This window comes from Bacillus sp. BACIII (assembly GCF_057836745.1).
This window is the reverse complement of record NZ_CM174437.1, coordinates 2,959,396-2,985,620: the sequence shown is the minus strand read 5'-3', so window position 1 is coordinate 2,985,620 and position 26,225 is coordinate 2,959,396. Positions and strand designations below refer to the sequence as shown.

General features: G+C 49.2%; 19 protein-coding genes. 16 read left to right on the top strand and 3 right to left on the bottom strand.

All coding sequences use genetic code 11. The annotated features are described in order from the left end of the window. The first annotated feature begins 14 nt into the window (after window positions 1–14). Genes ACXN9U_RS14545 through ACXN9U_RS14535 form a run of 3 tightly spaced genes read left to right on the top strand, consistent with a single transcriptional unit; the run spans window position 15 to window position 8,316 of the window. Window positions 15–941, top strand: coding sequence for an isochorismatase (locus ACXN9U_RS14545; protein ID WP_489201824.1), 927 nt, complete (start codon window positions 15–17; stop codon window positions 939–941). Window positions 942–954: 13 nt separating this feature from the next. Continuing rightward, complete coding sequence (locus ACXN9U_RS14540; RefSeq protein ID WP_489201823.1) at window positions 955–8,082, top strand: amino acid adenylation domain-containing protein; 7,128 nt, start codon at window positions 955–957, stop codon at window positions 8,080–8,082. An 18-nt stretch (window positions 8,083–8,100) separates the two neighbouring features. Further along, the gene (locus tag ACXN9U_RS14535) at window positions 8,101–8,316 is read left to right on the top strand and encodes an MbtH family protein (RefSeq protein ID WP_060964406.1); all 216 of its coding nucleotides are present in this window, start codon (window positions 8,101–8,103) and stop codon (window positions 8,314–8,316) included. 51 nt (window positions 8,317–8,367) lie between these two features. Here ACXN9U_RS14535 and ACXN9U_RS14530 read toward each other — a convergent pair whose 3' ends face one another. The 3 genes from ACXN9U_RS14530 to adeR all read right to left on the bottom strand — a co-directional run bounded on the left by ACXN9U_RS14530 (window position 8,368) and on the right by adeR (window position 11,626). Next, window positions 8,368–9,045: a DUF2278 family protein gene (locus ACXN9U_RS14530; protein WP_489201822.1), complete on the bottom strand. Its 678-nt coding sequence runs from the start codon at window positions 9,043–9,045 to the stop codon at window positions 8,368–8,370. Between the two features lie 117 nt (window positions 9,046–9,162). Further along, on the bottom strand, window positions 9,163–10,293 hold the full coding sequence (gene ald / locus ACXN9U_RS14525) for an alanine dehydrogenase (protein WP_049627275.1): 1,131 nt from the start codon (window positions 10,291–10,293) through the stop codon (window positions 9,163–9,165). A 103-nt stretch (window positions 10,294–10,396) separates the two neighbouring features. Beyond that, on the bottom strand, window positions 10,397–11,626 hold the full coding sequence (gene adeR / locus ACXN9U_RS14520; RefSeq protein WP_060964409.1) for a sporulation transcriptional activator AdeR: 1,230 nt from the start codon (window positions 11,624–11,626) through the stop codon (window positions 10,397–10,399). Window positions 11,627–11,941: 315 nt separating this feature from the next. On the opposite strand from adeR, the gene ACXN9U_RS14515 reads away from it, so the two are divergent. The 13 genes from ACXN9U_RS14515 to ACXN9U_RS14455 all read left to right on the top strand — a co-directional run bounded on the left by ACXN9U_RS14515 (window position 11,942) and on the right by ACXN9U_RS14455 (window position 26,153). Next, complete coding sequence (locus ACXN9U_RS14515; RefSeq protein WP_003152013.1) at window positions 11,942–12,235, top strand: WXG100 family type VII secretion target; 294 nt, start codon at window positions 11,942–11,944, stop codon at window positions 12,233–12,235. Between the two features lie 74 nt (window positions 12,236–12,309). Next, the gene (gene yukD / locus ACXN9U_RS14510; protein WP_016938101.1) at window positions 12,310–12,549 is read left to right on the top strand and encodes an ESX secretion system protein YukD; all 240 of its coding nucleotides are present in this window, start codon (window positions 12,310–12,312) and stop codon (window positions 12,547–12,549) included. 14 nt (window positions 12,550–12,563) lie between these two features. Next, window positions 12,564–13,847 (top strand): type VII secretion protein EssB, encoded by a 1,284-nt coding sequence (essB, locus tag ACXN9U_RS14505; protein WP_489201821.1) that lies wholly within the window; start codon window positions 12,564–12,566, stop codon window positions 13,845–13,847. Between the two features lie 54 nt (window positions 13,848–13,901). After that, window positions 13,902–18,377: a type VII secretion protein EssC gene (gene essC / locus ACXN9U_RS14500; protein WP_489201820.1), complete on the top strand. Its 4,476-nt coding sequence runs from the start codon at window positions 13,902–13,904 to the stop codon at window positions 18,375–18,377. Further along, window positions 18,374–21,499: a type VII secretion protein EsaA gene (esaA, locus tag ACXN9U_RS14495; RefSeq protein WP_489201819.1), complete on the top strand. Its 3,126-nt coding sequence runs from the start codon at window positions 18,374–18,376 to the stop codon at window positions 21,497–21,499. Before essC ends, esaA begins: the two co-directional genes overlap by 4 nt. Window positions 21,500–21,506: 7 nt before the next feature. After that, on the top strand, window positions 21,507–21,980 hold the full coding sequence (essA, locus tag ACXN9U_RS14490) for a type VII secretion protein EssA (protein WP_082761682.1): 474 nt from the start codon (window positions 21,507–21,509) through the stop codon (window positions 21,978–21,980). Between the two features lie 60 nt (window positions 21,981–22,040). Further along, complete coding sequence (locus ACXN9U_RS14485; RefSeq protein ID WP_489201818.1) at window positions 22,041–22,772, top strand: (S)-benzoin forming benzil reductase; 732 nt, start codon at window positions 22,041–22,043, stop codon at window positions 22,770–22,772. Window positions 22,773–22,937: 165 nt separating this feature from the next. Further along, entirely contained in the window at window positions 22,938–23,468 is a 531-nt protein-coding gene (locus ACXN9U_RS14480; RefSeq protein ID WP_007613450.1) for an HD domain-containing protein, read from the top strand. 137 nt (window positions 23,469–23,605) lie between these two features. After that, complete coding sequence (locus tag ACXN9U_RS14475) at window positions 23,606–23,842, top strand: DUF2642 domain-containing protein (protein WP_016938107.1); 237 nt, start codon at window positions 23,606–23,608, stop codon at window positions 23,840–23,842. A gap of 136 nt (window positions 23,843–23,978) precedes the next feature. Then, window positions 23,979–25,085: an AI-2E family transporter gene (locus ACXN9U_RS14470; protein ID WP_060964416.1), complete on the top strand. Its 1,107-nt coding sequence runs from the start codon at window positions 23,979–23,981 to the stop codon at window positions 25,083–25,085. Between the two features lie 61 nt (window positions 25,086–25,146). Then, window positions 25,147–25,368: a spore germination protein gene (locus tag ACXN9U_RS14465; protein WP_060964417.1), complete on the top strand. Its 222-nt coding sequence runs from the start codon at window positions 25,147–25,149 to the stop codon at window positions 25,366–25,368. 72 nt (window positions 25,369–25,440) lie between these two features. Then, window positions 25,441–25,689, top strand: coding sequence for a YueH family protein (locus ACXN9U_RS14460; RefSeq protein ID WP_047476977.1), 249 nt, complete (start codon window positions 25,441–25,443; stop codon window positions 25,687–25,689). A 65-nt stretch (window positions 25,690–25,754) separates the two neighbouring features. Next, a complete protein-coding gene (locus tag ACXN9U_RS14455) occupies window positions 25,755–26,153 on the top strand; it encodes a YueI family protein (RefSeq protein WP_060964418.1) in 399 nt (132 codons plus the stop codon). Window positions 26,154–26,225 lie beyond the last annotated feature (72 nt).

The following is a 26,225-nucleotide window of genomic DNA, read 5'->3' as shown; positions in this document are numbered from 1 at the left end:
AGGAAGTGTTTATATTGGCTATACCGGCTATTCCCGCATATGCGCTGCCGACAGCGTCAGATATGCCTGAAAATAAAGTATCGTGGACGCTGAACCCGAAACGCGCGGTGCTTTTAATCCATGACATGCAGAATTATTTCGTCGATGCTTTTGAGAAAGGGAAGGCTCCGATCACGGAGGCGGCTCAGAATATCAAGAAAATAAAAGAGCAATGCAAAGCGCTCGGCATTCCGGTGGTGTATACCGCGCAGCCGGGCAGCCAAGACCCGGCAGACCGCGCCCTGCTGACGGATTTTTGGGGGCCGGGACTTAAAAGCGGTCCTTATGAAGAAAAGGTCATTCCGGAGCTTGCCCCCGAAGATCAGGACATTGTCCTCACAAAGTGGAGATACAGCGCGTTTAAACGGACGAATCTCCTTGATATCATGCGTGAAAAGGGCAGAGATCAGCTCATTATTACGGGAATTTACGCACACATCGGCTGCCTTGTCACAGCCTGTGAAGCTTTTATGGATGATATTCAAAGCTTCTTTATCGGGGACGCCGTAGCTGACTTTTCTTCAGAAAAACATAAGATGGCCATCGAATATGCGTCCCAGCGCTGCGCTTACACGGCTTTGACAAACGAAGTGCTGGAAGTGCTGGGCGGCTCCCCGGTTTCTGACGAAAAAGAGAAGACTCCCGCCGCATTGACAAAAGAACGGGTCCGGGAGCAAATTGCGGCGATTCTTCAAGAATCCCCGTCCGATATTCCGGATCAGGAAGACCTGCTGGACAGAGGCCTTGACTCCGTCAGAATCATGAGCCTTGTCGAACAATGGCGCCGTGACGGAGCTGAAGTGACGTTTGTGGAACTGGCGGAGAATCCGACGCTTGAAGAGTGGTGGAGACTGCTTTCTTCCCGATCTCAAAAAGTCTTGCCGAATGCAGATTATTTATAAGGGAGAGAATAGAATGCATGATACACAACAGCTGCCTCTGACAGGCGCACAGGCCGGTATCTGGTTTGCGCAGCAGCTTGATCCTGATAATCCGATTTACAATACAGGCGAGTATGTTGAGATAAATGGCGCGTTCGATGTGAATATATTTAAAACGGCTCTTGAACGTGTGCTGACCGAAGCCGCGTCATTACACGCCCGCTTCACAGAGGGAACAGACGGACCGAGACAGACGATCGCTCCTTCTTGTGAGGCAACGATTGATGTCATAGATGTGAGCGCAGCGGCTGATCCGAAGCAGGCCGCACTCAGAATCATGCAGACTGATTTGGCTGAGCCCGTTGATATGGCGGCCGGTCCCTTGTACCGCGACATTTTATTCCAAGCCGGACCGGAACACTTTTTCTGGTATCAGCGCATTCACCACATCGCGATAGACGGCTACGGTTTTTCACTGCTGGCACGGCGTACGGCGCAAATGTACACCGCAATACGGGAGGGACGTCCGGATAACGGGCGCTCCTTCGGTTCTTTGGAGGATCTGGTAAAAGAAGATCAAGAGTACCGCGCGTCTGATCAATTCCTGAAAGATCGGGAATTTTGGATGGAGAAATTTGCAGATGAACCTGATGTCGTCAGCTTGGCAGAAAGAGCGCCGAGAACGTCAGCAAGCTTTCACAGGAGTACGGCTTACCTTTCTGAAACGGCTGTACAGCATGTGAAAGCGATTCCGAACTGGCATGAGGCGGTCACGGCCGCGGTAGCTGTATATGTTCATCGGATGACAAGCGCCGGGGATATCGTGCTCGGTTTGCCGATGATGGGACGGATCGGCTCGATTTCACTGAATATTCCGAGTATGGTGATGAATCTGCTGCCTTTGCGGCTTTCTCTCCGCCCGGATATGAGTTTTCACGAGGCGGTCAGCCAAGTGGCAAAAGAAATCCGAAGCATCCGGCGTCATCAGAAATACCGCCATGAAGACCTGCGCCGCGATCTTAAATTATTAGGAGAAAACCGCAGGCTGTTCGGTCCGCAAGTCAATGTGATGCCGTTTGATTACGCGCTTGATTTCGCCGGAGCGCGGGGGACCGTTCATAACTTATCAGCAGGGCCCGTTGATGATTTGTCAATTAACGTTTACGACAGAGCCGACGGCAGCGGATTGCGTGTGGACTTTGATGCGAATCCGGAAGTGTACAGCGCCGAAGATATTGAAAACCATCAAAAACGCTTCCTGCTGCTGCTGGAATCAGCTGTGAAAGACCAGACACAAAAAATCGGCACACTCAATCTTCTGCTTGAAAGCGAACGTCTCCGCGTGCTGAAAAGCTGGAATGACACGTGCAAACCTGAAAAGCAGAAAAGTCTCCCGGAGCTGTTTTACGACCAGGCCGTAAAAACACCGCACCGCCCGGCAATCATCACGGAAAACGAAGAGCTCACCTATGCCGAATTGAACAAGCGCGCAAACCAGCTTGCCGGCATGTTAAAGCAAAAAGGGCTCGGGCCGGAACAATTTGCCGCTTTACTGCTTCCACGGTCACAGGATTTGGCCGTGAGCATGCTGGCCGTTTTGAAAACAGGAGCCGCATATCTGCCGCTTGATCCTGATTTTCCTTCTGAGCGGATCACATACATGCTCAAAGATGCGCAGCCTGTCTGTCTGATTACAACGATGGAATTATCCGGCTGCATGCCGGAAGACAGCAATGCAAAAAGGATTATTCTTGATGACCCGGATACGGTAAAAAACATTGCCGGTCAAAATGCTGACGGTCCTGCTCAGGCGGAATGTTCACCTTTAAACCCTGCTTATATCATTTATACTTCGGGCTCAACGGGCAGACCGAAAGGCGTTGTCGTCACATTAAAAAGCGTAAGCAATTTTCTCTTATCCATGCGCGAATTGTTCCCGCTTGGCGGACAAGACCGCCTGCTTGCCGTTACGACTGCGGCGTTTGATATTTCCGGGCTTGAGCTCTTCCTTCCGCTCATCAGCGGGGCAGGGTGCGTCATTGCCCGAAAAGAGACGATTCAGGAGCCGCAGGCGCTTGCACACATGATTCACTCATACGGTATTTCCATCATGCAGGCAACACCGACATTATGGCATTCATTAGTCACAAATGAACCGGATTCACTTCGGTCGCTTCAGGTGCTTGTCGGAGGTGAGGCGCTCCCGAAAGCGTTAATGCATGCCCTGCTTGAATTAGGCTGTACAGTGACGAATCTGTACGGGCCGACTGAAACAACAATCTGGTCGGCCGCACAGCCGCTTGAAAAAGGCTATACAGGGACGCCCCCGATCGGAAAGCCGATTTGGAACACGCGGGTATATGTGCTGGATGCCGCATTGCAGCCCGTCCCGCCGGGAGTTGCGGGTGAGCTTTATATCGCGGGCGAGGGGCTTGCCAGAGGCTATTTTAACAGGCCAGATTTAACAGCGGAAAGATTCATTGCCGACCCGTACGGCCTCGCAGGTGCGAGAATGTACCGGACGGGGGATCTCGTGCGCTGGCGTGAGGACGGTTCACTTGATTATATCAGCAGAGCCGATCATCAAATTAAAATCCGCGGATTCAGGATAGAATTAGGGGAAATTGAGACGGTGCTGTCGAACTATCCGGGTATTTCGCAGGCCGCTGTCATTGTCCGTGAAGATCAGCCGGGAGACAAGCGGCTGGCGGCTTATGCTGTCGCGGATCACCTCCTTGATATCGGCGGCCTTCGTGCATATATGGGCGAAAGCCTGCCGGATTATATGGTGCCGGGCGCATTTGTACAGCTGGAGGAACTGCCGCTGACACCGAATAAGAAGATCGATCGCAATGCTCTGCCTGCACCTGATTTTTCCGCTGTCCTGAGTGACAGGGGGCCGCGGACGCCGCAGGAAGAAATATTATGCGAGCTGTTTGCCGAGGTTCTCGGTCTCGCACGGGTCGGAATTGATGACGGATTCTTTGAACTGGGCGGCCATTCACTCTTAGCGGGACGCCTGATGAGCCGGATCCGGGAGACGATGGGCGCAGAGCTGGGCATCGGCCGTCTGTTTGATACGCCGACGGTTGCCGGGCTCGCCGCACAGCTGGACACTGCAAAGAATGCGCGGCCAAAGCTCAAGCCGTTTGCCCGGCCGCAGCATATCCCGCTGTCATTCGCGCAGCTGCGTCTTTGGTTTCTCTACTGCCTTGAAGGTCCGAGCCCGACTTACAACATTCCGGTGATTGTCCGTATGTCAGGAAAGCTTAACCAAACAGCGCTGAAACACGCCTTTTATGATGTTGTGAGCCGCCATGAAAGCCTGCGCACCGTTTTTCCGGAAAATAAGGGCTCGTCTCATCAGCTCATTTTGCCTGCTGAAGAAGCCCGTCCCGTGTTTACAGTGACACATGCAGACGAAAACGAGCTTCAAGACATGCTTGCCGCTGCGGCACGCTACCGGTTTGATCTTGCAAAAGAGCCGGCCGTACGGGCTGAGCTGTTTGATCTTGGTGACGGCGAATATGCGCTGATGGTTCTTCTGCATCACATCGCAGGTGACGGCTGGTCCTTGAATCCGCTCATGCGTGACTTATCCGCAGCCTATATCGCCCGCCAAACAGGCAAAAAAGCAGAATGGCCGCCGCTAGCGGTTCAATATGCGGATTATGCGCTTTGGCAGCAGCAGCTTTTAGGAAGCGTATCTGATTCTGAGAGCTTAATAGCACGCCAGCTGAATTTCTGGAAGAAAACACTTGAAAATGTACCGGATCAGCTGGAGCTGCCGTCTGATTTTCCGCGACCCGCCGAATCAAGCTACAGAGGCGGCGTCATTCCGGTCAAAATCGGCCAAGAGCTTCATGCCCGTCTTCTCTCACTTGCCAGAAATCAGCGCGTAAGCCTGTTTATGGTGCTTCAATCAGGGCTTTCCGCACTGCTGACCCGGCTCGGGGCCGGAACCGATATTCCGATCGGAAGCCCGATAGCCGGCCGCAGTGATGACGCATTGTGCGACCTTGTGGGCATGTTCATTAATACTCTCGTGCTGAGAACCGATACCTCAGGCGATCCAAGCTTTTGTGAGCTTCTTGAAAGGGTCCGGACGATAAATCTCGCCGCATATGAACATCAGGACGTGCCGTTTGAACGTCTCGTGGAGGAATTGAATCCGGTTCGTTCCCGGTCAAGACATCCGCTGTTCCAAGTGATGCTCGCATTCCAAAATACGCCTGATCCTGTACTCAGCCTTCCGGACATGGAAACAAGCCTGCAAATCAGCAGCGTCGGAGCGTCCAAATTTGATTTGACGCTGGAATTGGCCGAGCAGCGCCATAACGACGGGACGCCTGCCGGTATTGAAGGTCTTTTGGAATTCAGCACGGACCTATTTAAAAAAGAAACGGCTGAAGCACTTGCGGGGCGTCTGTTTCTTCTGCTCGAAGATGCCGCATCGCATCCGGAAAAGCCGATCGGAAGCTTAACGATTCTTTCTGATGAAGAGCGCCGAAAGCTATTGCCGGTTAAACGGAATAAACAGCACACTCAGCCTCGAAAGACATTGCCTGAACTGTTTGAAAGACAGGCCGCCGAAAAACCGGATGAAACGGCGGCCGTATATAAAGAGAGCCGGCTCACTTATAAAGAGCTGAATCAAAAAGCCAATCAGCTCGCACATATGATGATCGCCCGCGGTGTCGGCCCGGAGCAGTTTGTCGCGCTGGCCCTGCCGCGCTCTTTAGATACGATTGTCGGGCTGTTAGCCGTCCTGAAAACGGGAGCTGCGTATTTGCCGCTTGATCCCGATTATCCGTCGGACCGCATCGCTTTTATGTTACAGGATGCCAAGCCTGTATTTATGCTTACCAATTGTGAAGGCGCAAGTAAGTTTCCTGCCGATAGCGGTATGCCGTCCTTCATTTTGGATGACCCGCAGAAAAAAGAAACACTTGAGCAATATGCCGTTACGAATCCGACTGACGCAGACAGGATTTGTCCGTTGTCACCGCTTCATCCGGCTTACGTCATTTACACGTCGGGATCGACCGGTGTGCCGAAAGGGGTCATCATCCCGCACAGCAATGTCATCCGGCTGTTTGAGTCGACACAGCACTGGTATCGCTTTAATTCTGATGATGTATGGACGATGTTTCACTCTTACGCATTCGATTTCTCTGTCTGGGAAATGTGGGGGCCTTTGCTTCACGGAGGTCGTCTCATTGTCGTGCCGCATGACATCAGCAGATCGCCGGAAGCGTTTCTGGATCTTCTCGTGAAAGAGCGAGTGACCGTGCTTAACCAAACGCCGTCAGCGTTTTACCAGCTGATGCATGCGGAAAAAGAAAACGAAGAGCTGGGGCGCAAGCTTGCACTCAGATATATCATCTTCGGCGGCGAGGCGCTTGAGCTGGGCCGGCTTGAAGATTGGTACAGCCGCCATCCGGATGATAAGCTGGTGCTCATAAATATGTACGGCATTACGGAAACGACGGTGCACGTCAGTTATCTTGAATTAGACAAAAACATTGCGGAACTGAAGGCAAACAGCCTCATCGGCTGCGGCATTCCTGATTTGAACGTATATGTGCTTGATGACCGGCTTGAGCCTGTGCCTCCGGGCATCACAGGCGAAATGTATGTTGCAGGGGAAGGTGTGGCACGCGGTTACTTAGGGCGGCAAAGCCTGACCGCGGAACGCTTTGTGGCTGATCCGTACGGCCCGCCGGGAACGAGAATGTACCGGACGGGGGACTTAGCCCGCCTGCGGACGGACGGTTCTCTTGATTATATGGGAAGGGCGGATCATCAGATAAAAATCCGCGGATTCCGGATTGAACTGGGAGAAATCGAGGCGGTTCTCGTCAAACATCCGGGAGTTGAGGACGCGGCCGCAGTCGTCCGTGAAGACCGGCCGGGAGACAAACGGATCGCCGCTTACCTTGTCCGCTCTGACAGCAGCAGCTTAGATACGGGAGAGATTCGCCGGTTTGCCGGAGAAAGCCTGCCGGATTATATGGTTCCGTCTGCTTTTGTCCAAATGGATGAACTGCCGCTGACACCGAATGGAAAGCTTGACCGAAAAGCGCTCCCTGCGCCTGACTTCCAAATGGAGGTCTCCGGCCGGGGACCGAGAACACCTCAGGAAGAAATGCTGTGTGAGCTGTTCGCAGAGGTGCTGCACCTGCCGCGTGTCGGTATTGATGACAGATTCTTTGATTTAGGCGGCCATTCTTTGCTTGCGGTCCATTTAATGAGCCGTATTCGGGAAGCGATGGGAGCCGAGCTCAGTATCGGAACATTATTCGAAGCTCCTACGGTGGCAAGTCTTGCTGAAAGGCTTGAGACGGGCACAGGGACAAGCGCGCTTGATGTTCTTCTGCCGCTCAGAACAGCCGGAGAAGAAACACCGCTGTTTTGTGTCCATCCTGCCGGCGGTCTCAGCTGGTGTTATGCCGGGCTGATGTCTTCTTTAGCAGCCGATTATCCGATATACGGTTTACAGGCGAGAGGCATCGGAAAAAAAGAACCGCTTCCCGCAAGCCTTGATGACATGGCGGCGGATTATATTGAAAAGATCCGCACCGTGCAGCCGAAAGGGCCGTACCGTCTGCTCGGCTGGTCTCTCGGGGGAAATGTCATTCAGGCCATGGCGACACAATTACAGAGCCGGGGCGAGGAGGTTTCGCTTTTGGTAATGCTTGACGCGTACCCGAATCATTTTCTGCCGATAAAAAATGCGCCTGATGACGAGGAAGCCGTCATTGCGCTGCTTGCCCTGGGAGGGTACGACCCGGACAGCCTCGGGGATCAGCCGCTTGATTTTGACACCGCGCTGACCATTCTCCGCCGTGAGGGAAGCGCATTAGCCAGTCTGGACGAGTCGGTGATGATGAACCTGAAAGACACGTACATTAATTCTGTCGGGCTGTTAGGAACATACAAGCCGAAGCCGTTCCATGGAGATGTACTGTTCTTCAGATCCACGATTATTCCGGAGTGGTTTGACCCGATTGAGCCGGATACTTGGAAACCGTATATTACGGGAAAAATCGAGCGGTATGATTTAGACTGCCGCCATAAGGATATGTGCCAGCCGGGACCGCTTGCCGACATCGGCGCGATTCTGGCAGAGAAATTAAACGGACGGCGTACAGTCCGGTAAAGAAAGGATCAATCTGCTATGACAAATCCATTTGAACGGGAAGACAGCTTATATCATGTCCTAGTCAATGCTGAAGGCCAGTACTCACTGTGGCCGGCCTATCTGGATGTGCCGGACGGCTGGGAAACCCGCCTGATGAATGAAAACCGCTCCGTTTGTCTCGAATATATTGAAACAAACTGGCGTGATATGAGGCCGGAAAGCCTGAAACAGGCCGAAGCCGCTAAGATGTAATAAATAAAGCCTGCCGCTATTTCGGCAGGCTTTTTATATTTTATACGGACATCAGCTGTTAAGCTGTGTATGATCACAAAATGTATAAGGGTGTCCTTCTTCATTCGTGCACCATGACTGAGACAGAAAAGCCAAAAAGACCGCGGCCCACTGGTCTGCAAACTGGATTAAAATACCGCCGTCGTGCCACGTTCCGTTATCCTTCTTCCAGCGTGTGTCAATTGGATTTCCCTGATTCATATGAATATTATGCATGCCGTTTGTCGGTTTGAACCCGAAAATCTTATCAGCGCCCGGCTCCGGTCCGAATTTAGAGCCGTAAATATAGACAACGGCTTTTTCTGCTTTGGCTTTTTGCATATACGTCTCAATAAAATCATTTAAGTCATTATCAGGCCCGGTGACTTCATGCGGGAGCGGCGCCATGTTCCGGGGATCAAACAATCCGCCGCGGACATAATCCAGCGCCAGCTCACGGCTCGTTTCATCAATTGGGGTGTACCCATACGGTATGTTCGGCAGCAGGGTGATCGCGCTTGCGTCAAAATGATCGCGCGCCGCATACAGAACCTCTGATTCTTTTGAACTTGACATGACATTGATCGCACAGCGATAGTGCGTATCAGGCTCGCCTAACACCTCGACTTGAAAATGCGGAGAATCATCATCTGTTTCCCTTCTCATATCTAACACAGTGCCTTTTAATACACCATATTGCTGAACAGCCATATGAATCCTCCTTTTTCTTCCGGGATATGAATTGATATTCGAGACAGGTGTCCGTTTTTCCTTTTATGAGAAAGAAAAAAGGACAGCCCGCTGATCAGGCTGTCCTCTTCATATCTATTAAGCTTTTGCAGCTGAACCTTGCATCGCTTTTTCAGCAGGCACGTAGTCATAGCCTAAGTCTTTGGCTACCGCTTCATACGTGACATGTCCGTTAGCCGTATTCAGCCCCGCTTTAAGCGCCGGGCTCTCGGCAATGGCTTTTGCCGCGCCTTTATTGGCGATTTCAAGCGCGTAAGGAACGGTCACATTCGTTAATGCGAGCGTAGATGTACGCGGTACGGCGCCCGGCATATTGGCGACAGCGTAATGAACGACGCCGTGTTTTTCGTAAGTCGGATTATCGTGTGTTGTAATATGATCAACGGTTTCCACAATGCCGCCCTGATCAATGGCGACATCAACAATGACGGAACCCGGTTTCATCTGTTTGACCATTTCTTCCGTAACGAGAGTCGGCGCTTTGGCTCCCGGTATGAGCACGGCGCAGATCAGAAGGTCCGCTTCCGCGACAGAGTCTGCAATATTTACAGGGTTTGAGATCAGTGTTTTAATCTGATGCCCGAAAATATCATCAAGCTGACGCAGGCGGTCTGCGTTCAAATCGATCATCGTCACATCGGCACCGAGTCCGACAGCCATTTTCGCGGCATTTGTCCCGACGCCGCCCCCTCCGATGATCGTGACTTTCCCGCGGGATACACCCGGTACGCCGGCTAATAAAATTCCTTTTCCCCCCTTTGGTTTTTCAAGGAACTGAGCACCGATCTGAGCGGCCATTCTTCCGGCCACTTCAGACATCGGCGTAAGCAGCGGAAGTGAACGTCCGTCCGTTACCGTTTCGTACGCAATAGCTGTCACGCCTTTTTCTGTAAGCGCTTTAGCTAATTCCGGCTCTGCGGCTAAATGAAGGTAAGTGAATAAGATCAGGCCCTGACGGAAATACGCATACTCCTCAGCCAGCGGTTCTTTTACCTTCATGACCATTTCCGCATCCCATACTTGCTGTCTGTCCTCCAGAATTTCCGCGCCTGCAGATACATAATCTTCATTAGTAAAACCGCTTCCGAGTCCCGCTCCGGATTCCACAAGAACCCGATGGCCGTTTCCGATAAGCTGTGAAACGCCTCCAGGTGTTAATGCCACTCGATTTTCATTGTTTTTGATTTCTTTTGGAACCCCGATAATCATGTCTGTTTCCCCCAATGTTTGTGTGATACTTCAAGTGTAGCGCGATTTTTGCGAAAATTCTTTGTTTGAAACAGAAAATAAAAAAACACGGATTTGTGAAATTTCACGAACCCATGCTGCGAAGCTTGATATCAAGGTAAATCGTAAACTTTTCATTCACGTTTTTTAAGTCGATTTCTGCGATCTGGCTGATTCTCTTCAGCCTGTAATTCAATGTATTGACATGAATGTTAAGCGCTTTAGCGGCGGTGTTGACGTTGCTGTCGGCATCAATGAAATGTTCGAGCGTTTTTACCATATCGGCCTGATGCTCTCTGTCATACTGCTCAAGCTTTGACAGGGAATAGTTCATATAGCCGCTGTGCTTACGTTTTTCATCCAACACATCAAGGTACTGATAAATGCCGAGTTCAGAAAAGCTGAAAAGGTGTTTGGTTTCTCTCACAAACCGTTCTTTCGCTTTTAACACGGAGAGCGCTTCCTGGTAGGAGCGGTAAACGTAAGAAATTGATTCGTAAATACCGCCGATAGCAATCGACGCATCCTCAATTTTATATCGTTCTTTCAGCTGTTTTTGAACATGGAGGGCGAATTGCTTTAAATCTTTAAAAGGCTGATCGGTTTTCGGCGCGGTTAATAGGATTAATTCATTTGAATCGACAGTCGCCAGCATGACATGAATCTGCTGTGTCGTTTCCTGCAAATATTGCAGCTGCTGTTCCGTCTTTTCAGTCAGCTCCTCATGCAAACGGATGATCATGACGCTGAACACGGACGGCAGCGCCATTCCGAGCTTATGAAATCCTTCGGCCATTTCGGCTTCTTGATAAATATGTCCGGTCAGCATTTTCCAAAAAAACTCCTGGCCCCGCTCTTCGATTTTCGTTTTGCGGATCTGCAGGTGCAAAAGCTTGTTCCGCACCGCTTTGGCTGCCAGCTGAAGCGTCTTCAGATCCTCGTCATTGAGCTTTTTTTTGATCTCAAGCGCCCAAATAAATCCGAGAACCTGACTGTTTTTCCAGATGGAAATCGCCACACGGTTGCTCAGGCCTACCTCGTCAATTTCTTTCACTTTGATCGGCTGGTCCGTTTTTAAAAGGGCCGGAATGGTTCCGTCTTTCCACAGTTTATTGATGACTTTTTCAGGCACCCTCCGCCCGATAATCGTTGACGTCCGGGCCGGATCTGTACAATCGCTGTGCGTGCTGTATGCAAGCAGTTTATGATTAACGTCTTCTATTGTAATGGGGCATTGAAGGACCTCGCTGATATGGTCGGCTACATCTTCAAGCCTGTCGAAACTGTACTTAAATGGATCTTTTGGATTGGTCATCTGTATCCCTACTTTTTCATAGCTTCATATCTTGATCTTACCATCTTGTTTTTCAGACTGAAAGGCATCTTTGAACGGAAATGAAATAGGAAAATAGGATCATTTGAAAAAATGGAAAAGAATAAGATAATCATACTATTGTATTTACAAAATGTGTAAATATAACGAAAAATCCAATATATCATAAGACTCATTTTGTAAAATTAAAACAGATTTGTTTGACTGTGCCGAATTGTTGTTTTTATAATAATGACGTTCAAAAAATAAGTGAATTAGCCCATATTTAGGCTGATGACACAGGAGGGTATAAGGAATATGTCTGGATTAATTCGTGTCACACCCGAAGAGCTAAGAGCGATGGCTAAGCAATATGGCGTTGAAAGTCAGGAAGTCATGAATCAGGTTGACCGCCTGAACCGCATGATTTCTGATTTGAAAGGCATGTGGGAAGGTGCTTCAAGTGAAGCATTCGCGGATCAATATGAGCAGCTGAAACCTTCATTTATTAAAATGTCTGAATTGCTTCAAGATGTGAATCATCAGCTCGATCAAACGGCAAATACGCTTGAGTCTACTGACCAAGATATCGCTAACCAAATTCGCGGATAATAAGATGAATGAAGAACGGAGCGCCTGATTCAATCAAGAAGACGGCGCTCTTTCTATGTAAGGGTGATATGAATATGTATATCGATATTACAATAGATTTAACACATTATAACGGCAGCGTCTTCGATCTCAGATTGTCAGATTACCATTCTGTGAAAAAAGTCATTGATATTGCCCGGCAGGCTCAGCAAGTATCCGTTCCGCCGCGTGAAGGCTATTGGATCAGAGTGGTCAATAAAGAAACGGTTTTTTCCGGAGAGCAAAAATTATCTGACTGCGGCATTACGAACGGAGACCGCCTTGAAATTTTATGAGAGGACATGGTGGAATGACAGGTCATAACAGATCTTATTTAGAAACAGAACTGGACGCCGTTCGGGAAGAAACCGAATCAGGCTTCACGTTCACCTTCCAGCGGGAAAAAGTCAAGCTTCTTGACGGGCTGGAAGCAAACGTGATTAAAGAGGCTGATCCTTTTTTTCAAAAAGAGGTTTCAGTCTCAGAAGACGAAGTAACCATAACGATCAGCCCCCCTTCTTCTTACCAGGCTTTCCGCTATATAAAAGGAAAAGATAAGAAAAGCAGGTGGCAATTTGCCTACCGTCTCGTTCAAGCCGTGAAACAGCATAAGCTGAAACGGCTCAATCTGATTGCCGCCCCGGAAAATATCGTGTTTGATAAAGCGCTGACACCTTACTTTCTTCATTACGGCGTAAAGGAGAGCCTCCCGCCTTATGAAGAAGACAGAGAAAGGGTGTTAAAAGAGCTCAAAGCATGTGCGGCGCTTGCGGCTGACGGGGCTTTCACCTTCGAAGAATATTTGAAGTACAAGGAGACGCTTCAATTCTCTCCCGAGGTAAAAAGCGTGTTAGAAGCGGAAACGTTTGAAGAACTGGAAGAAACCATTCTAACCGTAATTGATTCCCTCGAAGCAAGGGACAAGACATACATAAAACTGCCGAAAAAGAAATGGAAAATCCAAAGATACGCCGGACTGGCGCTAGCCGTCCTCCTTGTGCCGGCACTTCTGTATTCCTTGTACGCACTGTTTTTCGCCCAGCCGAAGCAAGAGGCAATCACCGAAAGCAACCGCTATTTTTTAAATCAGCAGTACAGCAAAGTCATTGACACACTCGCCAAATACGATGCGGAAAGCCTTCCTGAATCGGTGCAGTACGAGCTTGCTTCTTCTTATGTGGCAGTTGAAAATCTGAGGGAAGAACAGCGGAAAAACATCGGAAATCTGGTCACCCTGCAATCAGATCCGAAGCACTTCCTTTATTGGATCGATATCGGGCGAGGGGAAAATGAAGAAGCCATCAATATCGGCCGCAATCTTGAGTACAACCCGTATATCTGGCTGGGGCTTACAAAATATAAGCAGCAATTATTGGCGGATGACAGTATGAAAGACGACGAAAAGCAGAAAGAACTGGACGCCGTGGAAAGCGAGCTGGAGAAGGCGAAAAAAGAGGCGGAGGAGCAGAAAAAAGAAGCGGACGAAAACACCGCTGAAGCTTCCGCAGGACAGGATAAAGACGGCAAAAAGGACGAAGCAAAGGATAACAAAGAGAGCGATAAGAAAGATGAGAAAAAAGATGAAAAAAAATAACCGCGTATATCAACAGGCCGCAGGTAACGATCAGGCAGTCAGGAGGTTCGCCATATGAGTCTGTTATGGGTCTTTTACCGGGAGCACGTACAAAAGATTCAGCTGTCTGAACTCCCGCCGTCTCAGCCGATTACGATCGGCCCGGAAATGAAGGATACGATCACGTTCGGCACACTGCCGTTACGGCAACCTGCCGCAGCCCTTTATCGTAAGGAAACAGATCGTTACGAAGTTTTCCTGGGAAATAACTGTGCCGGCGAATTGACAATAGGAAATGAAATGCCCTGCCGGATTGAAGAAGAGACGCTGCGGTTTCTTCTCACTCCTGATCAGGAAGAATCCTCCGTTTACTTTATCGGCGGGAAGGACGAGATCGTTTTCTCATCAGAAACAGAGGAAGCGGATATATACAAAGAGCCGTCGTCCGCTCAAACAGGCGATTTTTATCTGCGAAAAGCGGGAGGAAGCTGGTCTGTTGTTCCTGGCGGCCGGGAAATTTATCTGAACGGAGAGCTCACAAAAGCTCCTGAAAAGCTTCGGACGGGAGATGAGCTGCTGTGGAATTTTCTGCGTGTGAGGCTGACCGAGGACGACCTTTTAGAAGTCATTCATCACGAACCGTTTCAAAGCGGCTTAATCAAAACGATAAAGCCAAGCACCGAAATGAAAAAGAAATACCCGCAATATCGAAGAACGCCGCGGATGGTCTACGATCTTCCCGAAGACCGCGTGTCATTCAGTTTCCCTTCGCAGGAAAGCGAACAGAATAACCGGGGGCTGTGGCTCGTCATTCTGCCTCCCGTGGTCATGCTGATTGTAATGGGGGTTGTCGCCATTATACAGCCGAGGGGCATTTTCATCCTCGTCTCTTTGGCGATGTTTATGATGACGCTCATTACGTCCACCGTGCAGTATTTCCGAGAAAAAACGCAGCGGAAAAAACGGGAGGAAAAGCGGGAGCGTGTGTATAAGCAGTATTTAGAAAACAAACGGAAAGAGCTTCAGACGCTTTCGGAAAAGCAATTGCAAGTGCTGACGCATCACTTTCCCCCGTTTGAAAAAATGAAGTATTTAACCTCTGAAATCAGCGGCCGCATTTGGGAGAAATCGCTGGAAAGCAGAGATTTCCTGATGCTCCGGCTCGGAACGGGCACGGTTCCGGCAAGCTACGAGATTTCGATGAGCGGCGGAGACCTGGCGAACCGGGATGTCGATGATTTGATGGAGCAGTCGCAGCACATGCAGCGTGTGTATAAAGATATCCGCCATGCGCCCGTGACCGTTGATTTACAAGAAGGGCCGATGGGGCTCGTCGGGAAACCCCAGATCGTCAAAAATGAAATTCATCAGCTGATCGGCCAGCTCGCTTTCTTCAACAGCTACCATGACCTGCGGTTTGTCTTTATCTTTCATGAAGAGGAATATAAGGATTGGGAATGGATGAAGTGGCTGCCGCAATTTCAGCTGCCTCATATGTATGCGAAAGGGTTTATTTACAATGAACAGACGCGCGATCAATTGTTATCGTCCATTTATGAGCTGCTGCGGGAGCGGGATTTGGAAGACGAGAAAGAAAAAAAGATCTTCCAGCCGCATTTTGTTTTTGTCATCACAAATCAGCAGCTGATTGCAGAGCACGTCATTTTAGAATATATCGAAGGCCGGCATGAGCATCTCGGCATCTCGGCGATCATCGCCGCGGAAACGAAGGAAAGCCTGGCAGAAAACATTCACACCCTCGTCCGCTACATTAATGAGGATGAGGGCGACATTCTCATTCAGAAGAAAAAAGCGGTGCAGATCCCGTTTAAGCTGGACAGGCATGAACGGACAGACAACGAGCGGTTTTCCCGGACGCTTCGGACATTGCACCATCAGGTCGGGATGACGAATTCCATTCCTGAAACGGTCTCATTTCTGGAACTGTTTCATGCGAAGGAAGTAAAAGAAATCGGCATCAGGCAGAAGTGGGAGACAAGTGAGTCTGCTAAATCGCTGGCTGTTCCGATCGGCTACAAGGGAAAAGACGATATCGTGTATTTAAACCTGCATGAAAAAGCCCACGGGCCGCACGGATTGCTGGCGGGAACGACCGGCTCCGGGAAAAGTGAATTTCTGCAAACGTATATTCTGTCATTGGCCGTTCATTTCCACCCGCATGAAGCGGCGTTTTTGCTGATTGACTATAAGGGCGGAGGAATGGCGCAGCCGTTCCGCAAGATGCCGCACCTTCTCGGAACCATTACGAACATCGAAGGAAGCAGAAACTTCAGTATCAGGGCGCTTGCCTCCATCAAAAGCGAGCTGAAAAAACGGCAGCGGCTGTTTGATCAATACCGCGTCAATCACATCAATGACTATACAAAACTGTATAAACAGGGAGAAACGGATATTCCGATGCCGCACCTGTTTTTGATTTCAGATGAATTCGCCGAGCTCAAAAGCGAAGAGCCTGACTTTATCAGGGAGCTTGTCAGCGCGGCGCGCATCGGGCGGAGCCTCGGTGTGCATTTAATCCTCGCCACGCAAAAGCCGGGCGGCATCATTGACGACCAGATATGGAGCAACTCACGCTTTAAGGTCGCGCTGAAAGTGCAGGATGCAAGCGACAGTAAAGAAATCCTGAAAAACAGTGATGCGGCGAATATTACCGTCACCGGACGCGGCTATTTGCAAGTCGGAAATAATGAAGTGTATGAGCAGTTCCAGTCTGCCTGGAGCGGCGCCCCTTACATGGAAGATGTATACGGCACCGAGGATGACATTGCCATTGTTACCGATACCGGCCTAATTCCGCTGTCTGAGGTCGATGCGGATGATGCGGCGAAAAAAGACGCCCCGGCAGAAATAGAGGCCGTAGTCGAAGAAATCGAGCGGATTCAAAAAGAAATGGGCATTGAAAAGCTGCCGAGCCCTTGGCTGCCGCCGCTTGCCGAACGTATTCCGCGCACGCTTTATCCTGCGAAGGAAAAAGACCGCTTCTTCATCGCCTGCGTGGATGAGCCTGATCAGCAAAGACAGGCGCCTCTCGCTTATACGATGATGGATGACGGCAACATCGGTATTTTCGGCTCATCCGGCTACGGAAAGTCAGTTTCTGCCATCACGTTCCTGATGAACTTCGCGGAAGGGTACACGCCACAAGAGCTTCACATGTATATCTTTGATTTCGGCAACGGAACGCTTCTGCCATTGGCAAAGCTTCCGCACACCGCAGATTATTTCTTAATGGATCAAATGAGAAAGATTGAAAAATTCATGATCCGCATCAAGGAAGAAATCGAGCGGCGGAAACGGCTGTTCAGAGAAAAAGAAGTCAGCCATATTAAAATGTACAATTCACTCAGTGAAGAAGAGCTGCCGTTCATTTTTATCACAATTGATAATTTCGATATCGTCAAAGACGAAATGCATGAATTGGAAACGGAGTTCATCCAGATTTCACGCGACGGGCAAAGCTTAGGCATTTACTTCCTGCTGACCGCAACGAGGGTAAACGCCGTCCGCCAGTCGCTGTTAAACAACTTAAAAACGAAAGTCGTTCATTATTTAATGGATCAGTCAGAAGGATACTCCATTTACGGGCGTCCGCCGTTCAGTCTCGAACCGATTCCGGGCCGCGTCATGATCCAAAAAGAAGAACTCTATTTCGCGCAAATGTTTCTTCCGGCAGAAGCGGAAAATGACCTCGAGATGTTCCAAGCGCTGAAAGACGATGTCAAAGCTTTAGCTGTTCGCCATGCCGGAACGGCCGGTCCAAAACCGATTCCGATGCTCCCGGACATGCTGACGGCCGGCGAATTTTCGCTCCGTCTCGAACCGGGTCAGGAACCGTTCCGAATTCCTGTCGGGCTGCATGAGGAAAAGGTCAGCCCCGTGTACTTTGATCTGGGTAAATATAAACATTGCCTCATTTTAGGACAGACACAGCGTGGAAAAACAAACATCCTGAAAGTCATGCTGAATCACCTGCTGCGTGAAGGAACGGAACAGATCGGACTGTTTGACTCAATTGACCGCGGACTGTCGCAATATGCGCAGGAAACAAAGGTCAGTTATCTGGACACAAAAGAAGACATACAGCAGTGGATCGAATCGGCTGAAGCCATATTCACGGAGCGTGAAGCCCAGTATGCACAGGCCGTTAAAAATGGTGATGTGCACAAACTCAGTTTCTCTCCGATCGTGTTAATGGCCGACGGCATTACAAGATTCCAGCAGACAATCGACACCGCCATTCAGGACAAGCTGGCGATGTTTATGAAATCTTACGCGCATGTCGGCTTCAGTTTTATCCCGGCGGGCAATCACAGCGAATTCTCAAAAGGCTATGATTCCTTAACGACGGAAATGAAACAGATCCGCCACGCAATGCTGCTTGTGAAAAAATCCGAACAAAACGTCATTCCGCTGCCTTACCAAAGGCAGGAACCGGACATTCAGCCGGGCTTCGGCTATTTGGTTGAAAACGGGAAGGAGCAAAAAATCCAAATACCTCTATGTTCAGCGGAAAGGGAGGCCGTCAGATGACAGAACAACGAAAAAGCCTGATCAAATTAATAGCCGCGGTCGTTATCATTCTGGTGCTGCCGGTGCTGTTTTTCCGATTTATCGGCGATGACCCGGGAAAACAAAAAATCAATGCCACCCGCCAAATCGCAGTCGTGAATGAAGACATGGGCTTACAAACAGATGAAAATGAGGGGCAGGAATCCGTCCATTTCGGAAAAGAAGTGGCAGCGGCTCTCGGCGGCCGTCCGGATTATTCCTGGACGGTTGTCAACAGGAGCGCGGCTGAAAACGGTCTGGCGGCTAAGAAGTATGACGCCGTCGTTTACATTCCATCCGATTTTTCAAAAGACATTTTAAGCTATGACAAAGAGCGTCCGCAAAAAGCCACGCTGACATTCAATATTCAAAGCAGCCTGAACGCCGTCAACAAAGAAAAAGTGCAGCGCGAGCTTGAAGACGCCCAAAAATCAATGAATAAAAAAATGTCGGCATTGTATTGGAATTTCGTCTCGCAAAAAGTGAACAATGTCAGAGGCGATTTTGACAAGATCGTCAATAAAGAATCAGAATTTCAAAACGTCATGTACAACTTTTACAAGCCGAGCTCCAATGACTTGGCGGGTGAAATCAAACGGCAAAAAGACCTGATTGACGAACTGAAAAAATCAATGAATGAGGCACAAGGCGCGGCCAAAGAAAAATTGACTTCGGCAGATGAAGCCAAAAACACGCTCAAAAACTTTGCCGATACGGTTGAGCGCTATAAACAATATCAGGAAAATCAGAAAAAACTGCTGATGGCCGCGCAGGAACAAAATCAACAGCAAATCACAACCGGCCTGAACGCCATTAAAGCACAGCAGGCCGCCAATCAGTTCAGCGCCATGATGAACGGGCTGTCTTCAGGCATAAACCAGGCGCAGACACAGCTTGACCAGACAGGAGCGGCTCTGTCTGCCGCCCAGCAGGTGAGAGAAGCGCAGGTGCCTGATCAGGAACGCGGGATGGCAAATATTCAATCCAATTTACTGGACAATTATTTGACTCAATATAAAGCTCAAGCAAGATTTGAAACACTGAACAGCATCCAAACCCTGATGAAAAGGGACCGGCAGGCATTAACCGTTCCGGAAAATGATCCGGGGGATGACGGCTCAGATGAACCGAAAGAAGAAGAAAAACCGGAAGAAGAAAAACCCGGCGATCTGAAAATTGACCTTGACGATCAGCGTGACGAATTAAAACGCATCTCCGCTGAAATCAATCAAATTTCAGACGGACTAAAAGAACCGGAAAAAGAAAATCCTGACCCTGAAAAACCGGGCCAAGGCGATGACGGTGAAAAACCCGGAGGTACCGATCCGAATAACGGAACGGCTCCCGGAGAAGACGGAAAAACGGAAGACGGCACAAAAGATCAGCAGCCTGATTCCGATAACACAGGCGGCGAAGAGCCAAAAACCGTCCAAACCGCATCGGCCGCTAAAAATGTCACCCCGCCTGCTGTTGAGCCGACGGATGATTCAAACGATTCAGAAGGAGACGGCGGCACGGGAGTTTCTGACGCGAAAGAAAGGCTGAACCAAGCCGCGGAGCGCATTCAGCAAATTGAAAAAGAGCTGGAAGAGAAACAGCAGACTCTTAATGAAGAACTGAAAAAACGTCTCGATGCTCTTGATGAAGAAATCCAAGGCCTTAAAGACAGAATTAATGACGCGAAAAAACGAGCGGACAAATTACGTGAACAGCTGGAAGAATCAAAAGAGACGAGACAAAAAGACTTCAATACCATTTACAGAATGATTGTAAAAACAGAACAGAACATTCTGAACTACCCGTCATTGGATGGCGGCCGCAAATCTGCTCTTGAACAGATATTTGCCGCTGACATTAATACAAAAAAGATATCAGATTTAATGAGTTACTATAATGATTTATCCCTGTATGAGGCGACACTCTATCACTCTCTTGACGCGGGCTCGCTGCCTAATGTGAAAAACAGGGTGCTGAAAGCCCAGCAAGGCGAAGTTCAAACCGTTCTCGCCATCAAACCGGTGGAAACGGCAAGCTGGGAAAACCTGAAAAACAATAAGATGCAGACAGATGAAGACATCAGCCATTTCATTAAAGGCATGACCGAATTCTCGGATAACTACAGCTCGTATATCAGAGATGAACAAGCCGAAGTGCTCAATGAGCTCGCCAGCATTTCAGACAGCGCGGCTAAAGCATCCGATCAGCTGGCTGAAGGCGCTGTGCAGGAAGCGGCCGCATTCAGCGGAGACGGATTAACCGGAACGATGGCGCTCGGCGCTCAGGATACCGTCGGCCGCGAAGTGCTGCAAATGTCTGACACGATGGGCCATCTGTCAGAACGCCAGTCCGGCATCATCAGCTATACCGACAATATGCAGCAAAGCGTAAATGACGTCCAGCATAAAGCGGACACCCTGAACAGCAACTGGGGCAAAAACGTCGATTCCACGAAATTGATCAGAAATGACGTGTACGGCATTTTAGGGAACGCGCTCGTTGACGGACAGGAAAACGGATATGTTTATGATTATCTTGCCAATCCGCTTAAAATCAGCGGAGAGGTGCCGGAAGACCGGGCTCAGAATGTTCCGCCGGTCGTCATTTTGGTAATCGTTCTGATCAGCAGTCTTCTGATCGGCTATTTCAGCTCGTATTATCAGCAGGCGCCGCTTCTTGTCAAAGGCGCGCTCTTTGGGATTTTAAACATAATGGTCGGACTGATGATCAGTCTGTTCGGTCTGAATATCTACTCGCTTCCGGACGATCAGACGATTAAATGGTCAGTCTTTACGATTCTCCTGCTTGCGGCGAGTTCAGCTTTCATCCGGGCAGCCTTTGTCTTTGGCTCAATCACCGGATGGATCGCTTCATCAGCGCTCATTCTCTTTTATGTGGCGCCTTTGATCGACCTGATTATGCCGAACTTCAGCTTTGACAGCCCGGTATCGAAAGTGTATATCGATATTCAATACGGAACGGGCCATCTGTTTGCGATGGGGATAACGGTTCTTGCGATCATTACGCTGATTGCGGCGGCGCTTCCGCTCATCATTCGGCTGCTTGCGGAAAAAACGGAGGAAAGTGATCAGTCTTATGAGGCGTAACACAATCGTGGAAAAAGGCGTTTTGCTGTTTGCTCTCTCCTTTTTCCTTTTCCTTCCGCAAGCCGCAGCCGCGAATGAGGACAATACTGATGTCAAGCCGAATGAATATGAAAAGAAAGACATTGAAATTCGTACAGATTATCTTCATGACGATGCCTATTCCGAGGAAAAAACGGCGCTTCCGAAAGAGCAGAAGGACATCACGTTCGATCAGCCGGCAGAAAACCCGGATGAAAAACTGATATCAAATTTGTTTACATCGTCAGAAACGGAGCCGAATACGATCAAAGCGCAATCGAAAAAACTGGGTATCACATTTGCCGAGCCTGCGGTGCGGCATACCTCAGCAGACATGGAAACGGATGAGAAAAAGACTTCCTTTCTGCTGCCTGTCATTTATGCCGTCTTGATCCTCCTCGGCATCGCGGCAATGATCTATCTGATTCCGAAGGTCACGGCGCAGGAAAAGGCAAAGCGGTAAACGGATCGCTTGTGTTTGCGGGAAGACAGCCCGTAAAATAAGAAAAAAAGGAGGAGTTTCATGCAGTTTTTTCTTATAACAGGCGCGTCAAAAGGATTGGGACGGGCGCTGACGGAACAGGCGCTGCAAGAAGGAGCCGAAGTCGCCGCGCTTTCAAGAACGATAAGCGGGGAAAAGCGTGAGGGACTGACAGAATACAGTGTTGATTTAACCGATCTGGCAGATACAGAGCGGCAGATGAAGGCGATTCTAGATCAAGCTGAGAAGAAGCGGTATTCCGCCGTCACACTGATCAATAATGCCGGCATGGTGGAACCGATCAAGCGGGCGAAAGAGGCTTCCGCGGAAGAATTGAACCGCCACTACACCCTTAATCTGACGGCGCCCGTTTTGCTCAGCCAAATGTTCACAAAGCGTTTCGAAGCGTTCAGCGGCAGCAAAACAATTGTCAACATCACATCTGGCGCTGCGAAAAATCCCTATAAAGGATGGAGTGCGTATTGCAGCTCAAAAGCGGGCCTTGATATGTTTACGAGAACATTCGGATTTGAACAGGAAGATGAAGAGCTGCCGGTCCGCATGATATCATTCTCGCCGGGAGTGATGGATACAGACATGCAGGCCGTCATCCGTTCTTCGTCAAAAGAAGATTTCCATGACATCGAGCGGTTCCGCAATCTGAAAGAAACGAAAAACCTCAGAAGTCCTGAATACATCGCCGACGTCATTCACTCACTGATCGCGGGCGAGCCGGAAAACGGACGGATATACGATATCAAAGAGTTTTTGTAGAGCAGCTTTTACGCTGCTCTTTTTTTGTTTGTACAATCACTTCGGCGCCCGGCGGCATATCATGAATGAAACACCGTGTAAGGGGTATAAGAAATGTATCAGATGAATTGAGTTTCTTCTCGATTTATGTTAGGATTCTAAAAATATAATTAAGGAGGGGTTTCCATGAGAAATGTAACGTTAATGGATGTCTTCACCCATCCAATCGCACAAAAGTATTTACAGCGTTCCGGTGTCGCCCATGCGATTGCCTGCGCGTTTCATGCATACCGTCTTGCCGTAAAAGCGGGTGTCAGCCCCGATCTTGCGGCGAAAGCGGCTTTACTGCATGATGTCGGCCATTACGAATGGTACACAGACGGCAAATGGGATTATGAAAAGTACAGAAGAAACGATATCCATGCCATAAAAGGCGCGGAACGGGCGCATAAGCTGCTCATCCGGCTCGGTGAAGAACCGAAAGCGGCGAAAGACATTGCGCTGGCGATTCTGCTCCACACCGATTCCTATCTGCCTGAAGGTGAACTGGACAAGAATACGCTCCAGCAAATCGTGAAACAAGCGGACGAACTCGATGAAGAACCTGGCGGACATCATCATTACCGCCAAATGGATCACACGGCCGCGCTCAAACAAATCCAAAAGCTTGATCAGTTAATTGACCAAGCCCAATATCCCATAAGAAGCTCAGTCTAGGCCACTCATGCGGCCTTTTCCGCTTTACATAACCCCGCATCTCACTAACTCCTTTTCCGCTCCGATAGACGTACTGTGTCAAAGCCTTTGTCCGCCGCATATGTTGAAGGAAAACATAGTAAAGGGGATCAGCGAAAATGGCCCATCAAGGAAGCCCGCAACTCGTCTCGTTAGTAGATCCTTACGTTTATCAGACCATCCATAAGCTTATCGGCTCAAGGTTTATCATTCAAACCGTCAGACGGATTGTCAGGGGACGGCTGATTGATGCCGCTCCGGATCATATCGCTATTGAAGAAACCCATGACCGCGTATTATATATCAGGAACCGCCATGTGGTTTCTGTCATGCCTGATTATACCGAACGTGTGTAACAGCCCATATAAGGCGCAGACCGGAGGCGGCCCTTACAGAACCCCGGTGCGTCTTCTTTTTGAGATACATAGATGCACGGCGGCTTTTTTTGGTACAATCACAGTACAAGTTCACATGACAATAGGAGGAAACCGCTTGTTGAAATCAAAGGTCCATTTTTGGACGCTGCAAATTTTGCTCGTTTTGCTCATTATTTACGTATCAACGAAAGTCTCGTTTATTTTTCAGCCGTTTTTCGGTTTCATCACCACTCTGTTTTTTCCGATTTTGATCTCAGGCATTTTGTTTTTCATTTTTAATCCGATCGTCCGCCTGCTTGAGAAAAAAATCCCCCGGACATTGGCGATCCTGCTCATTTATCTCGTTTTCATCGGGCTGATCGCCTTTATGTTCACCGCAATCGGACCGATCGTGGCTTCTCAGGTCACGGGGCTGATTAACAATTTCCCTGATTACATTAATCAGATTCAAAGCTTGATTACACAATTATCCCATTCCAAATGGTTCACGTGGATGATGACGCAGGATTATGTGTCGATAGAAAAAATCCGGCAGTCTCTGACGGGGTTTTTACAAAGTCTTCCGCGAAATATTACCGCAAGCCTGTCGGCCGTGTTCGGCGTCGTTACGAATATTACGCTTGTCGTCATCACCGTTCCGTTCATTCTGTTTTATATGCTGAAGGACGGCCGGCGTTTTCCGCTTTTGGCGGTTAAAATTCTGCCTTCTTCCTACCGGGCGGAGGGCCGGAAAATATTTAACGACTTATACGTCACATTGGCCGCATATTTCCAAGGCCAGCTGCTGATTTGTCTCTTTGTCGGAACGGCATGCTTTATCGGTTATTGGATCATAGGCCTGCCGTATGCGTTAATTCTCGGGATGGTGATCGCCGTCACCAATATCATTCCGTACCTGGGACCGTTTCTCGGGGCGGCGCCCGCGGTCATTATCGCGTTTATGGATTCTCCGGCTAAGGCGCTGTTTGCCGTGATTGTTGTCGTTGTCGTCCAGCAGCTTGACGGAAACCTGCTTTCTCCGCTTGTTATCGGGAAGCGGCTCAATACCCATCCGCTCACCATTATTCTTCTGCTTATCGGAGCGGGCAGTTTTGGAGGCATTCTCGCAATGATTCTGGCCGTGCCGGTGTACGCGGTCTTAAAAGCCTTCGTCTTAAATATCGTCCGGCTTATCAAACTTCGTCAGCGGTTAAAGCACGAAGACAGCCGCAAGCCGAAATAAAAACGGGCACAACTCCAGACGCAGCGCATAAACTGCTGTAAAGAAAAGCGGAGGTGTGGGTATGCCTGCAATTGTGGGACCGATTTATATTATGAGCTTAGCCGGAGACGCTGCGGCGAGCTTCGGTGACGTGTTCGCCATTTCTCCCAAAGCCGTTGACCACTCAGGCGCGGGGGCAGGGGCGTTTCATTCCGGAGATTTTACCAAAATCAATAATAAATACAGCAAAACGCTCTTTGAAGACATCGATCTGTTTGACGAACCTGATTGGTTTAACGCGTGACAGCCTCCTTTTAGGAGGCTGTCGCTTTTTTGTAGTATAATAGAATCAGTCTTTTATAAAAGGGGAATTTTTATGAAAATCAGAAAAGCGAATATTACCGTTCAGTCCGGAATGATCGGCGACGTGTATCTGCATGAAAATAAAAAAGAACAGCATACCCTCGTAGCCGTTCCCGAACTTGAGTGGAGCACGATCATTTCCTATGAGGAAGAGAAAAAGGCGCTGGCGCAGCGGCTTTTACAATCATTCAGCAAGCTGATGGATGAAGAGCCCGCCGGAGAGCTCGCAGGCAAGATCTCCCATTGGGCGGCTGAAATGTAACGAAGACGGTTTACCGCGTCCCGTCCGGGGCGATAATTGTAAAACAAGCTGAGGAGGGAAGGCCGATGAGCGACAAAACGGTTGACCTTTATTTACAGCAGGGTATGTACGGCCCTCTGCAGACGAAACCGGATGAACGGCATTTATTTTTAGGCTCGCTGCGTGAACGGGTCATCATTGCCCTGACGAAAGGGCAGGTGCTGCAAAAGAAGCCGTATGAAGAAGTGAAACAGGCGCTGAAAAAACGAAAAGACGCGGTGCTCTATATAAACGGAAGGCTCCCGTATCATGCTTATTCACCCTATATGAAGCTTGCCGCACTGGAAGGTGTCCGAAGCTCCGTGATCTCGGATCTTCAATTCGAAACGCCGCTCGGCCTGGTATTTGCCGCCGATTATGCCGTGAACCTTAAAGGCATTTACGTTCAGGATGACATTTTCAAGCGCTCACTCCTGAAATCTTAGTAGAGCAAGTGTCATTTTATATTGCCAATTCACTTACAGGTGGAGATAGGTTATAATGGTTTTCATATGAAT

Excerpts from the sequence above, each read along its gene's own strand:
- ACXN9U_RS14535 (WP_060964406.1), top strand. The coding sequence starts at position 8,101 with ATGACAAATCCATTTGAACGGGAAGACAGCTTATATCATGTCCTAGTC.
- ald (WP_049627275.1), bottom strand. The coding sequence starts at position 10,293 with ATGATTATCGGGGTTCCAAAAGAAATCAAAAACAATGAAAATCGAGTG.
- ACXN9U_RS14515 (WP_003152013.1), top strand. The coding sequence starts at position 11,942 with ATGTCTGGATTAATTCGTGTCACACCCGAAGAGCTAAGAGCGATGGCT.
- ACXN9U_RS14460 (WP_047476977.1), top strand. The coding sequence starts at position 25,441 with ATGAAAATCAGAAAAGCGAATATTACCGTTCAGTCCGGAATGATCGGC.
- ACXN9U_RS14485 (WP_489201818.1), top strand. The coding sequence starts at position 22,041 with ATGCAGTTTTTTCTTATAACAGGCGCGTCAAAAGGATTGGGACGGGCG.
- yukD (WP_016938101.1), top strand. The coding sequence starts at position 12,310 with ATGTATATCGATATTACAATAGATTTAACACATTATAACGGCAGCGTC.
- essC (WP_489201820.1), top strand. The coding sequence starts at position 13,902 with ATGAGTCTGTTATGGGTCTTTTACCGGGAGCACGTACAAAAGATTCAG.
- ACXN9U_RS14475 (WP_016938107.1), top strand. The coding sequence starts at position 23,606 with ATGGCCCATCAAGGAAGCCCGCAACTCGTCTCGTTAGTAGATCCTTAC.
- ACXN9U_RS14530 (WP_489201822.1), bottom strand. The coding sequence starts at position 9,045 with ATGGCTGTTCAGCAATATGGTGTATTAAAAGGCACTGTGTTAGATATG.
- esaA (WP_489201819.1), top strand. The coding sequence starts at position 18,374 with ATGACAGAACAACGAAAAAGCCTGATCAAATTAATAGCCGCGGTCGTT.
- ACXN9U_RS14455 (WP_060964418.1), top strand. The coding sequence starts at position 25,755 with ATGAGCGACAAAACGGTTGACCTTTATTTACAGCAGGGTATGTACGGC.
- ACXN9U_RS14480 (WP_007613450.1), top strand. The coding sequence starts at position 22,938 with ATGAGAAATGTAACGTTAATGGATGTCTTCACCCATCCAATCGCACAA.
- ACXN9U_RS14540 (WP_489201823.1), top strand. The coding sequence starts at position 955 with ATGCATGATACACAACAGCTGCCTCTGACAGGCGCACAGGCCGGTATC.
- adeR (WP_060964409.1), bottom strand. The coding sequence starts at position 11,626 with ATGACCAATCCAAAAGATCCATTTAAGTACAGTTTCGACAGGCTTGAA.
- ACXN9U_RS14465 (WP_060964417.1), top strand. The coding sequence starts at position 25,147 with ATGCCTGCAATTGTGGGACCGATTTATATTATGAGCTTAGCCGGAGAC.
- essB (WP_489201821.1), top strand. The coding sequence starts at position 12,564 with ATGACAGGTCATAACAGATCTTATTTAGAAACAGAACTGGACGCCGTT.